The sequence below is a fragment of the Proteus columbae genome (assembly GCF_009914335.1).
Lineage (GTDB): Bacteria > Pseudomonadota > Gammaproteobacteria > Enterobacterales > Enterobacteriaceae > Proteus.
Genome location: NZ_CP043925.1, coordinates 1,605,683 through 1,618,349 on the forward strand (window position 1 = coordinate 1,605,683; position 12,667 = coordinate 1,618,349).

A 12,667-nucleotide genomic window follows, 5' to 3' on the forward strand; every position below is an offset into this window, starting at 1 on the left:
CCACAGTTTGGGAATAGAGTGGTTCCATTCAGTAAGACTACCCTTTATTATCCCTGAACACTTCGCATTAGCAACAGGAACAGCACAGATTTCATGTACAATTCTGTCTCATTTTATATAGGGCTCCGTTATATGCGGGGTCGTGCGGTCGATAAATTCGGTCGCTTCGTCTCATGGCTATCCGCTTTAGGGATTATGTTAGGTGTAGCGGCACTGATCACAGTGACTTCTGTCATGAATGGCTTTGAACGTTCATTGCAAGAAAGCATTCTTGCTTATATTCCACAAGCCATTGTGACATCACCTAGCGGACAATTACCCCGAGATCCAAATATAGCGGAAAGATTACTGACGCGTGAAGGTATCATAAACGTTACCCCTTTAGTAGAAGGCGATGTCGTTTTGCAAAGTAAAGACAATATCAGCGTTGGTGTCATGTTGGGTATAGAAAAAGAGCAAGATGAACCTTTAACGAAACATATTCGTTATGGCGATTTTTCTATGCTGAAAGCGGGTGATTATGGTGTGATTTTAGGAAGTGGCCTTGCTAAACAGTTAAAAGCAAAAGAAGGCGATAACATCCGCCTTATTGTGCCAAGCATAAGCCAATTAACACCAATGGGAAGATTACCTAGCCAACGGTTATTTACCGTTAAAGGTATTTTCCAAAGTGGTGGCGATGCAGATGCCTCACAAATCTTAGTTAATCAGCAAGATGCGGCACGTTTAATGCGTTATCAGCCGGGTAATATTACAGGATGGCGTCTTTTCTTTACTGATCCTCTCAATATTGAAAAATACAGTGCACAATCTTTAGATAAAAATCTAAGTTGGAGAGATTGGCGCGAACGTAAAGGTGAATTTTTCCAAGCTGTAAAAATGGAAAAAAATATGATGGGATTATTATTAAGCTTAATTATAGCAGTGGCAGCTTTTAATATTATTACCTCACTTTCTTTGTTGGTCATGGAAAAACAAGGTGAAGTTGCTATTTTGCAAACTATGGGTTTAAAACGCTCTCAGATTATGTCCATTTTTATGCTACAAGGTGCAGGTGCTGGTATTTTAGGGGCGGTAGCTGGTGGTCTGTTAGGCGCATTACTCTCAAGCCAATTAAACGTTATTATGCCAGCGGTAGGACTTATCCCTCAAGGTGTGGAATTGCCCGCAACACTTGATTGGGGACGCGTCTTTATGATTGGTTTCTCCGCTATTATCATTTCCCTTTTATCCACTTTATACCCGTCTTGGCGGGCCGCGGCTATTCAGCCAGCAGAGGCGCTACGTTATGAGTAATTCTTCTTTGAATAAACAACCAATGGCATCAGAAAAACAAATGCACATTAATAAAGATGGTTTATTGGATTGCCACGCCCTATGTAAACAATACCAAGATGGTTCTATTTCCACACAAGTGCTGAAATCAGTCTCTTTTAAAATGGATAAGGGCGATTTTCTTGCCATCGTGGGGAGTTCCGGCTCAGGAAAAAGTACCTTATTACATTTACTGGGTGGATTAGATTCTCCAACATCAGGTGAAGTCTTTTTTAAAGGGCAATCACTTAATAAATTATCCTCTTCTGAAAAGGCTGATCTACGTAATAGCCAATTGGGTTTTATTTATCAATTTCATCATCTATTACCTGATTTCACCGCACTTGAAAATGTTGCTATGCCACTGATGATCGGTGGCACGAGCGCTTCTGTTGCAAAAGAAAAAGCGATGTCTTTACTTGAAGCTGTTGGGTTAAAAGATCGCGCTCATCACCGTCCTTCAGAGCTTTCTGGTGGTGAGAGACAACGCGTTGCGATTGCGAGAGCATTAGTGAACGATCCAGCATTAGTCCTTGCTGATGAACCAACGGGTAATCTTGACCAGAAAAATGCAGAAGGGATTTTTGAATTGTTGATTAAGTTAAACAAAGAAAAACAAACTGCTTTTCTGGTCGTAACGCATGATTTGTCACTGGCGGCTCGTTTTCAGCGCCAACTTGAAATGAAAGATGGTCAACTACAGTCACAAAACGCAATTTCAGGAGTGAAATAATGGCGCAATTGCCACTTGCATTAGTGACCGCATTACGTTTTTCAAGAGGGCGAAAACGTGCGGGAATGGTTTCTTTAATTTCAGTTATTTCAACACTGGGTATTATGCTGGGTGTTGCTGTCTTAATTATTGGTTTAAGTGCCATGAATGGCTTTGAGCGTGAATTAAAAAACCGTATTTTATCAGTTGTGCCTCACGGACAAATTTATTCAGTAGAACAGCCATTTATACAATGGCAATCAGCATTACCTCGTATTGAAAATACTCAAGGTGTTGTCGCTGCTGCTCCTTATATTTTACTCACTGGATTGTTAGAAAAAGGAACAGAGTTAAAGGCAGTGCAAGTGATGGGTGTCTCACCTGAAAAACAAGGTGATATCAGCCTGTTGCCTCGATATGTACAAAACAATGCATGGCAAAATTTTAAGGCAGGTAAACAACAAATTATTATAGGGCAAGGTGTTGCCAATGCGTTGAAAATAAAACAAGGTGACTGGCTGACGGTATTAATTCCTAATAATGACGATCCTACTAAGCTTTTACAGCCTAAGCGTATTCGCTTACAAGTGAGTGGTATCTTTAAACTCAGTGGAATGCTTGATCACCAATTAGCCTTAATTCCTTTAGCCGATGCGCAACAATATATGGATTACGGCCAAGGTATTACAGGGATTGAAGTGAAAACGGTAGATCCTTTTTTCGCGAATGAAATTATTCATAATGCGGGTTTAAACAGTAAAGAATATGTTTATGCAAAAAGCTGGATAAGTGACTATGGCTATATGTATAGCGATATTCAGATGATCCGTAGTATTATGTATTTATCGATGATCTTAGTGATTGGTGTTGCTTGTTTTAATATTGTCTCAACGCTGATTATGGCGGTGAGAGATAAAAGTAGTGATATTGCTATTTTACGAACGTTAGGTGCACGAGATAGCCATATTCGTAATATCTTTTTATGGTACGGTTTATTATCAGGCATGATTGGTTGTGTCGCTGGTGTGATATTTGGTGTATTGGTTGCTTATAATTTAACGCCATTAGTGTCTGTTATTGAATCATTAACGGGACACAGTGTGTTGTCAGGCGATGTTTATTTCGTCGACTTTCTACCTTCAGAAGTTCATTTAATTGACGTTTTCTCTGTATTTATTACCACTGTGATCTTAAGCCTGATTGCAAGTTGGTATCCTGCACGCCGAGCCACTAAACTAGATCCCGCAAGAATTTTAAGTGGACAATAAGTTTATTGACATACAAAGAAGAAAAAACGCTTAAACTAGTGAAGATAAGAAACGCGATATTTAAATTTGAAAACCAAGGATTGTAATGATGAAACTTAAACTTCGTCATCGTCGGCTTAGGAAGTTTCGTAAGATCAAAAATTTACGTAGGCAGCATTCACGTTGTCGTTATTTTCATCTCACCCATAAAACGGAACATGAAATGAATTTACCCAAAGTTGTCGTATTAACAGGGGCTGGCATTTCTGCTGAATCAGGAATTAAAACATTCCGATCAGAAGATGGATTGTGGGAAGAACATCGCGTTGAAGATGTTGCAACACCTGAAGGTTATCAACGCAATCCCCAATTGGTTCAACAGTTTTACAATGAACGTCGCCGCCAATTGCAACAACCTTCTATTCAACCTAATGAAGCGCATTATGCATTAGCGAAACTAGAGCAACGTTTAGGTAAAGACAATTTTTTACTCGTTACGCAAAATATTGATAATCTGCATGAAAAAGCAGGTAGTAAACATATTTTGCATATGCATGGTGAATTGCTAAAAGTGCGTTGCCCTCAATCTCGTCAAGTATTTGAGTGGAAAGGGGACTTAGAAATAACCGATCATTGTCATTGTTGCCAATTCCCATCGCCACTACGCCCGCATATTGTCTGGTTTGGTGAAATGCCAATTGGTATGGAAGAGATTTATCGCGCTTTGGCTGAGGCTGATATTTTTATCTCTATCGGCACATCTGGAAATGTTTATCCAGCAGCTGGTTTTGTCCATGAAGCTCGGTTAACAGGCGCTCATACCGTTGAATTAAATCTTGAACCCAGTTTGGTTGAAAGTCAGTTTGAAGAAAAACATTATGGTCCTGCAAGTCAGGTCGTTGATGAATATGTTCATAAATTGTTTGAATTAATTAATGATCCTAAAGCTGATTTGACGCAATAATTATTTTATAGAGTTCCCTATTATTGTTCTTAGAGAGAACTTAGGGGGCAAAATGGATAAATTATTAGAACGTTTTTTTGAATATATTAATTTTGATACACAATCAAAACCATCTTCAAAAATGTCACCAAGCAGTGATGGACAATTAAAACTTGCCAAGGCATTGGCTCAAGAATTAAAAAAACTGGGCTTTTCCGATGTAATGCTCAGTGACAAGGGATGTGTAATGGCAAGTTTACCATCCAATGTATCTTGGCCAGTGCCAGTTATTGGCTTTATTTCGCATCTTGATACATCTCCTGACTTTTCAGGAAAACATGTAAAACCACAAGTACTTGAAGATTATCGTGGTGGTGATATTGCTTTAGGTATTGGTGATGAAGTGTTATCGCCAGTTATGTTCCCAATCTTACATTCAATGATTGGTAAGACATTAATTACTACAGATGGTAAAACATTACTGGGTGCGGACGACAAAGCAGGTATTGCTGAAATTATTACTGCGATGGTGCGCTTAAAAGAAACGAATCGACCTCATGGGGATATTCGTATTGCTTTCACTCCTGATGAAGAAATCGGGCGTGGCGCGCATTATGTAGACTTAAAAGCATTCGGTGCAAGCTGGGCTTATACCGTTGATGGTGGTGGTGTTGGCGAACTGGAATATGAAAACTTCAATGCCGCATCCGTGAATATCAAAATTGTAGGTAACAATGTTCACCCAGGCAGTGCAAAAGGGGTGATGGTTAATGCATTAGGATTAGCAACACGTATTCATCAAGAATTACCTGTTGACGAAACACCAGAAAATACCGACGGTTATGAAGGTTTTTACCATCTGCAAAGTATCAAAGGCTCGGTAGAAAGAGCGGAAATGCATTATATTATCCGTGATTTTAATCGTAACTTATTTGAAAAACGCAAACAGAATATGATTGCGATTGCAGAGAGAGTGGGTAAAGGCCTGCATCCTGATTGTTATATTGAGCTAACGATTGATGATAGCTATTACAATATGCATGATAAAGTTGTTCAATTCCCTCACATCATTGAAATAGCCAAACAAGCCATGATTGATTGTGATATTGAGCCAAATATCAAGCCTATTCGTGGTGGTACAGACGGTGCTCAACTTTCTTACCGTGGATTACCTTGCCCTAATATTTTCACAGGCGGTTATAATTTCCATGGTAAGCATGAATTTATCTCTTTAGAAGGCATGGAAGCGGCGGTGAGTGTCATTATGCGCATTGCTGAAATAACGGCTGAAAGAGAAAAGGCTAAAGTGGTTAGCTAATCGCTTATTGAGCTTCGAAATTAAAAATAATAGCCGAAATATCGGCTATTATTTTTTAGTAAAAAGAATATATTAAGTTTGTTTATTTACGCTTTTCGTAATCTTGTTCAACAGAAGATTTCCAATCTTGATTTAACTCTTTTCCTTCAATTTTAGATTGAACGGCTTTATTAACAGACTCATAGGCATTTTCATAGCCTTTAGCATCTTGGATATATTGAGTTGAGTTGGATGATTTAATGCCAATACTTTCAGCCGCACTTATTGCATCAATGTTGGCACCTAAAAAGATAAATTCCCAACCTTTCTCTTTTTCTGCTGAATTAATTAATGATTTTATTTTTTCTAGCGAATATTCACGGCTACTATTTTCTTCGCCATCGGTGATGATCACCATCATGACATTCTTATAGGGTGAATTTGGTTTATTTCCTTCAGTGATCGCATTTCCCACAGCATCTAACAGTGCGGTATTACCCGATGCAAAATAATCGTTAGTCGTTAAATTCTCTATCTTATTAATATCAATGCGGTTATGTAATTTTTTAGCCTGACTATCAAATAAAATAGTGGTGATATAGACTTTTTCAGGGCGATTTTTATTTTCCGCTAAAATAGTATTAAATCCACCAATAGTATCTTTTTCATACCCTTGCATTGAGCCACTTTTATCTAACACAAAAATGATATCCGTTTGTGCTGGTGGTGCCTTCATATTTGCTGTTTCTACTGTTTTTGCAAATACCACGGTCGGTAAAATAAAAGCAGCGATTAAAACAATAAACTTTTTCATAGGCGACTCCATTGTCGAAAAAATAAGTAAAGCAGTAAAAATCTAATTTTATCTTAGGGGCAATTGATCAAATAAAATAGGAGAAACGGCTGAAAAACAAACGAAACATTAATGAAAAAATTTACTTAATTAAAAATAGAGTGATTTTATAATAATGGACTAACATATTTTTTATTATTAAGCTTTTAATATAGGCTTAATATTAATAACTCTTTGATAAATTGAGTTTCCTGAATATCCCTTATAATTAAAGAGAAATAAATATAATATAAGGATATTGAATGGAAACCATAACAGGAAAATTATTAAGACCTGTAATAGAAGAGCAACTAAGCTCTCATAAAAAGGAAGTGATTAAAAAATCTGAGCAACAATCATTTATTATTATTTTTAGTTATTTTCTAATCACTTATTTAATCTCATTTTCTCTTTATGTGACAAATAGCAAACATACATTATTACTTTTTTTCTTACAAAGTACATTTTTTGTTGTTATTCCTTTTTTCTTTCGTAATACAAGAATACTTTTAAAAGAGTCGATAATTTATTTAATTCGTTAGATATTAAAATAAGACTTATTTTAATATTTCTAGTAATAAAAAAGCCCTGCAATAATATGTCAGGGCTTTATAACTTATCATTGATAATTAATCTTCAAAATACCAATAACCTTGGTTTACCAAGTGTGTTAATAAACGTACAAATTTTGGATCGGTTAATGCATCACCTAAGTGTTGTTTATCAATATAATCATATTGACAAAGCGCATCAGCAGCTTCGATATAATCAGTATCTATCAACTCGCCATTAACAAAACAGCTATCACCAACACGTAGCGCACGAAGACCATTTAAGCGGTGAAGTTGTTCGCCTTGTTGCAGCAAATCATGAATTTCTGCGTTTTCATATAAAGGTTCTGGCACTGCAAGATCAAGCTCATGGCGAGATTGAGAAATAAACTCACCAAACCAATGACGGAATACTTCTGGTTGAGCAAGTAGATCTTCCATCATGTCATGAAGTTTATTTAACTCTTGATGTTGCACTAATGCTGGATTCTCACGCGGAGTTAGATCAGGATCGCTATAACGATAGCTACCTAAATCATTTGCTAACACATAGTCAGCGAAACCACTGAAAAGTTCACGAGCATTAGGTGATCTGAAACCAACAGAATAGTTTAGCGATTCTTCAATCGCATAGCCTTCATGTGGGAATCCAGGTGGGATATAAAGAATATCGCCCGGCTCTAATTCTTCATCAATAATTGCTTCAAAAGGATCAACTTGAAGCAGATCAGGGTGAGGGCAGTGTTGTTTCATTGGGATTTTTTCACCCACACGCCAACGACGACGGCCTTGTCCCTGAATAATAAAGACATCATATTGATCAAGATGTGGGCCTACACCACCACCGGGAACAGAATAAGAGATCATTAAATCATCAATGCGCCAATCGGGTAACACACGAAATGGCTTCATTAATGCCGCACTAGGAAAATGCCAGTGATCGACGGCTTGTACAAGTAAAGACCAATCTTTATCACCAAGTCCTTCAAAGTGCTCGAAAGGCCCGTGTTTGACTCCCCATTGTCCGTCTTGACAGCTAACAAGACGGCTATCTACTTCATCTTCCATTGCAAGACCAGCAAGTTCGTCAGGAGATAAAGGATCAACAAAACGAGAGAAGCCGTTTTTAATTAATAAAGGGCGTTTTTGCCAATGGCTTTCGAGGAATGATTGCCAATCTAAATTAAGTTTATAGTCCATTGTGTATATCCTGAATTCGGGAAGCCTGAAGCCATAGTATAATGAATTCTAACTTCCTGCTAAACATTCCTTTGAGCAATGTGAGTAATAGCGAGTAACTCGATAATAACTGAACAGATATCATACATAACGCCGTATATTTGGCGATAACTTTAAAAAGAGAGGTTTTTTTTATAAATAAGGGTTATTCGCGTTCTGTAGTGAGTTGTTGCTCAGCAAATGTCACAGTGATACGAGCGCCTCCTAACGGGCTATCGGTAATAGTAATTTCACCACTATATTGTTCAATAATATCCACCGCGATAGATAATCCTAAGCCTTGCCCAGGACGCAGAGTATCTGCTCTTGTTCCTCGTTGGAAAATGGTCTCTCTTTTTTCAGGGCTGACTCCTGGGCCGTCATCATCAACAATAATCATTATACTACTTTCATTATTGCTAACATTGATTTCAACAAATTCTAAGCAGTATTTACAGGCGTTATCAAGAATATTACCCATCACTTCCATAAAATCATTTTTCTCACCTAACCACATGATTTCAGGTGAAACATTGAGTGTTAAATCAATTCCTTTTGACTGATAAACTTTACTCAATGCACTGCAAAGATTATCTAGCAATCCTGACAGTGAATGAAGTTTTCGCGTGGTAATATCGTGATCACCATGGATGGATGCTCGGTGCAGATAATAACCGACTTGTTGCGAAATTCGTTCTATTTGATCGAGCATGATAGGTTCAGCTTGCTCTATCGTCATCTGTTTGCCCGAACGTAAAGAGCGTAATGTTGATTGCAACACGGCAAGTGGTGTTTTTAGGCTGTGGGTAAGATCAGATAAACTTGTGCGATATTTACTATAACGACTACGTTCATTACGCAATAACACATTTAAATTTCGGACTAAGCCTTTTAGCTCGGTTGGCGGGTTTTCATCCAAATCATTGCGAGTCCCTTTTTCTAATGCACTAATTTGTTCAATAACTTGTTTTATCGGTCTTAAACTCCAATGTGCAGCCAACCAAATTAAGGGTACAACCAAAAATAAATTTGCAAGAATGATATATAAGAACCAATCCCAAACTTGACTGACTTTTTGCATACGTTGAGGAATAGGATCGATAACCGCGATCGCCATATAAGGCATATTATCAGCTGCAGGATAATGATTAATCACAACTGAGTGAGTCAAAAATTCATTACTAGAGTATTCCTCAAGACGTTTGAGATAAACACGATATTGCGGTAACTGCTTTAACATTAACCGTGTTGTTTTGATATCAACTGAGATCTCAAATAAGCCTTCTTCATGACGCCATTTATGTTTAATGCTATCGGGAATGGCTTTGGGGAGATCGGGAGGCATCCATAATACATCGCCTTTATCATCAAAAATGATCACCAGTGAGGTGTTGTTATTATTGAGATTAGTTGGAAATTCAATGTTCAGCTTTCCCTTATTCCACTGCGTTAAGCTGTAATAAAGATTGCTTTGGCTACGCATTAGCATAAATGTGGTTTTATCTATACTCACAATCGAACCCACAATTGCTACTAACCCATATGAGAGTGTGAGTGCCAAAATAATGGCACTAGTAGCAAGTAAAAAGCGTGTTCGTAATGAGAGTGGGGAGCGCTGTTTTTTTTGCATATTAAGGTTTCATATCGAAACGATAGCCTTGTCCACGTACGGTAACCACCACATCATCAGGATATTTTTCTAAGATTTTTTTACGTAGTCGCCCCATAAGTACATCAATAGTATGGCTTTCTTTGAGTTCAGCATCAGGATATAGCTGGCGCATTAATGCATCTTTACTGACAACTTTATTTTGATTGCGCATTAATGTTTCTAAAATCGTATATTCAAATGCAGTTAACTTAATTTGCTCTCCTGAAATCATGAACTCTTTACGTGATAAATCCAACTCAAAAGGTTCAATGGCGAGTGTTTGTGAAGCAATTCCCATGTTTCTTCGCATTAATGCCTGAATACGTGCGACAATTTCCTCAAAATGAAAGGGTTTTGTCACATAATCATCAGCGCCCGCATTTAACGCTGAAACTTTTTCTTGCCAACTTTCGCGCGCAGTTAATACCATTATTGGCAGGGTAATATTATTATCCCGCCATCTACGAATAAGGCTAATGCCATCTTCATCTGGCAATCCTAAGTCCACAATGGCAACATCAGGTGTACCTTCTGCAATAAAATTATCTGCTTCTTTGGCATCTTCTGCTGCATCAACCTGATGCCCAGCATCACGAAATTGCACAGATAAATGATGGCGAAGTAAAATATTATCTTCAATAATTAAGATCCGCATTATCCCACCTTGAGTACAATCAGCAAAAATTCACTGTTGTAAAATAAATATAGGAAATGAATGTCATCCTATAAGATAAAAAATATATTGTTATCATAGTCAATCTATCACTTAAAAAATACCGTAGCGGGTAAAGTGTTTAAGTTACAGAGAGTTTTCTAATTTTTTGATATAAAAAAAGGCAGAGATTATCTGCCTTTTTAGAAAGATAAATTAGTTTAATTTATCAACAAGTTGAGTGGCAAAACCAATATAGCTTTCAGGTTTCATTGCTTTTAAGCGCGTTTTTTCATCTTCTGGTAGTTCTAAACCATCAATGAAAACTGCCATATCTTGTTCAGTGATGCGTTTGCCGCGAGTAAGCTCTTTTAGCTTTTCGTAAGGTTTTTCAATGCCATAACGACGCATTACAGTCTGAATTGGCTCGGCTAATACTTCCCAGTTACAGTCTAATTCTTCACGAAGGTGGTTTTCATTCACTTCAAGTTTATTAAGACCTTTCATGGTTGATTGATAAGCAATCAGCGCATAACCCATCCCAACACCTAAATTACGCAGTACCGTTGAGTCTGTTAAGTCACGTTGCCAACGTGAAACGGGTAGCTTGCTAGAAAGGTGTCCCATTACTGCATTTGCTAACCCTAAGTTGCCTTCAGAGTTTTCAAAGTCAATTGGATTCACTTTATGAGGCATGGTTGATGAACCAATTTCACCTGCAATTGTTTTTTGCTTGAAGTGGTTTAGTGCTACGTAACCCCAAATATCGCGGTCGAAATCGATCAAGATAGTGTTGAAGCGACTAATACAATCAAAAAGCTCTGCAATATAATCGTGTGGTTCAATTTGAGTTGTGTATGGGTTCCATGTAATACCCAATGAAGTTACAAATTCTTCACTAAATTGATGCCAGTTTACTTCAGGATATGCAGCTAAGTGTGCATTGTAGTTACCTACTGCACCATTGATTTTACCTAAGATCTCAACTTGTGTTAGTTGGCGATATTGGCGCTCCATACGGTAGGCAACGTTAGCAAACTCTTTGCCAATTGTAGATGGTGTTGCTGGTTGACCATGTGTGCGAGAAAGCAATGGTAAATCACGGTATTCTTGAGCCATTTTGCTAATGGTATCAATAATTTCACGCCATGCAGGCAGTAAGATCTCTTGGCGTGCTGTTTCCAGCATAATGGCATGAGACAGGTTATTAATGTCTTCAGATGTACAAGCGAAGTGAATAAATTCAGAAACCTGATGTAAAGCAGGGATAGTCGCCACTTTTTCTTTTAAGAAATATTCTACGGCTTTTACATCATGGTTAGTGGTACGTTCGATAGTTTTAATGCGTGCTGCATCTTCTTCATTGAAGTTAGCAACAATCGCATCAAGGTAATCGTTTGCGTTTTTTTCAAAGGCTGGAACTTCTTTAATGTCGGCGCAAGATGCCAGCTTTTGTAGCCAGCGAACTTCTACCTGTACACGGAATTTCAGAAGACCGAATTCACTAAAAATAGAACGTAACGACGAGGTTTTACTTCCGTAACGACCGTCAATCGGTGAAATCGCTGTCAGCGAAGATAATTCCATTGTTGGCAACTCCCAGGTTGAATTTAAAGTATTAACATTGAGCGAGAAAATCATCAGCTTGTCGTAGGATAGCCTTTTGATGCAGTAAAAAATCAAAACGACGACCACCGACTTGACGCCAGAGCACCGCACTTCGAATGCCAGTCAGTAATAACGCTCTAACTTTAGCTTGAATAATAGGGGTATTTAATAGATCAATCGAGCCATGAACCTGAATGCGAGAGCCGACAGGGCTAACTGCATCAACATAAACGCCAGCAAGGGCATTAAATACACCTTCGGACATGGGTTCAAAATAACTTTTTTGGCGCTCTAATTGAGAAATTTTTTGTGATAAATGTGAGCTGTAATTATCATTTTTGCTGATAATACGCTCTAGGTTGATTAAACCTTGTTGGTAAGTCATTAACTCAAGCGTTAACTTTTCTCTTCTCACCGCCTGATGAATGGCTTTCAATGTTTGAAAGCCTAATTTTAGGTGACTGATTTGGTTACCATAAACATCAAGTGTTGAAGTCGGATTGAGATTAAAAACACTGTTAACCATTACTTCAACATCATTCTCGTTCGCATTACCTTGGTAAGCAACTTGTTGAACAAGACGACTTGCTTGGCAGATGCCTGCCAATGCAAGTGTTATATCACGAAAATCTTTAGCCACGT

The 12,667-nt window shown here is 37.9% G+C and carries 12 protein-coding genes; 6 read left to right on the forward strand and 6 right to left on the reverse strand.

The features are described from left to right. Positions 1-93: 93 nt before the first annotated feature. The 5 genes from lolC (at position 94) to pepT (ending at position 5,534) form a co-directional block, all read left to right on the forward strand. A complete protein-coding gene (gene lolC, locus F1325_RS07685; RefSeq protein ID WP_109372896.1) occupies positions 94-1,296 on the forward strand; it encodes a lipoprotein-releasing ABC transporter permease subunit LolC in 1,203 nt (400 codons plus the stop codon). Positions 1,297-1,336: 40 nt separating this feature from the next. Beyond that, a complete protein-coding gene (gene lolD / locus F1325_RS07690) occupies positions 1,337-2,047 on the forward strand; it encodes a lipoprotein-releasing ABC transporter ATP-binding protein LolD (RefSeq protein ID WP_232799426.1) in 711 nt (236 codons plus the stop codon). Continuing rightward, positions 2,047-3,294 carry a lipoprotein-releasing ABC transporter permease subunit LolE gene (gene lolE, locus F1325_RS07695; RefSeq protein WP_109372897.1) on the forward strand — a complete coding sequence of 416 codons (1,248 nt, stop codon included), beginning with the start codon at positions 2,047-2,049 and terminating at the stop codon, positions 3,292-3,294. The genes lolD and lolE overlap by 1 nt, the downstream gene beginning before the upstream one ends. An 85-nt stretch (positions 3,295-3,379) precedes the next feature. Next, a complete protein-coding gene (gene cobB, locus F1325_RS07700) occupies positions 3,380-4,237 on the forward strand; it encodes a Sir2 family NAD+-dependent deacetylase (protein WP_109372898.1) in 858 nt (285 codons plus the stop codon). Between the two features lie 52 nt (positions 4,238-4,289). Next, positions 4,290-5,534, forward strand: a complete 1,245-nt coding sequence (gene pepT / locus F1325_RS07705) for a peptidase T (RefSeq protein ID WP_109372899.1) — start codon at positions 4,290-4,292, stop codon at positions 5,532-5,534. A gap of 82 nt (positions 5,535-5,616) precedes the next feature. Here pepT and F1325_RS07710 read toward each other — a convergent pair whose 3' ends face one another. Next, a complete protein-coding gene (locus F1325_RS07710) occupies positions 5,617-6,327 on the reverse strand; it encodes a vWA domain-containing protein (RefSeq protein WP_244313552.1) in 711 nt (236 codons plus the stop codon). Positions 6,328-6,608: 281 nt separating this feature from the next. Between F1325_RS07710 and F1325_RS07715 the strand changes: the two genes are divergently transcribed. Further along, positions 6,609-6,887, forward strand: coding sequence for a hypothetical protein (locus tag F1325_RS07715; RefSeq protein ID WP_109372900.1), 279 nt, complete (start codon positions 6,609-6,611; stop codon positions 6,885-6,887). An 87-nt stretch (positions 6,888-6,974) separates the two neighbouring features. Here F1325_RS07715 and F1325_RS07720 read toward each other — a convergent pair whose 3' ends face one another. The 5 genes from F1325_RS07720 to hflD form a co-directional block, all read right to left on the reverse strand. Continuing rightward, a complete protein-coding gene (locus F1325_RS07720) occupies positions 6,975-8,096 on the reverse strand; it encodes a cupin domain-containing protein (protein ID WP_109372901.1) in 1,122 nt (373 codons plus the stop codon). Positions 8,097-8,280: 184 nt separating this feature from the next. Next, positions 8,281-9,744 carry a two-component system sensor histidine kinase PhoQ gene (phoQ, locus tag F1325_RS07725; RefSeq protein WP_109372902.1) on the reverse strand — a complete coding sequence of 488 codons (1,464 nt, stop codon included), beginning with the start codon at positions 9,742-9,744 and terminating at the stop codon, positions 8,281-8,283. 1 nt (position 9,745) lies between these two features. Next, complete coding sequence (gene phoP, locus F1325_RS07730; RefSeq protein WP_109372903.1) at positions 9,746-10,420, reverse strand: two-component system response regulator PhoP; 675 nt, start codon at positions 10,418-10,420, stop codon at positions 9,746-9,748. Between the two features lie 213 nt (positions 10,421-10,633). Beyond that, positions 10,634-12,004: an adenylosuccinate lyase gene (gene purB, locus F1325_RS07735; RefSeq protein WP_109372904.1), complete on the reverse strand. Its 1,371-nt coding sequence runs from the start codon at positions 12,002-12,004 to the stop codon at positions 10,634-10,636. 31 nt (positions 12,005-12,035) lie between these two features. After that, positions 12,036-12,665, reverse strand: coding sequence for a high frequency lysogenization protein HflD (gene hflD, locus F1325_RS07740; RefSeq protein WP_109372905.1), 630 nt, complete (start codon positions 12,663-12,665; stop codon positions 12,036-12,038). Positions 12,666-12,667: the final 2 nt, after the last annotated feature.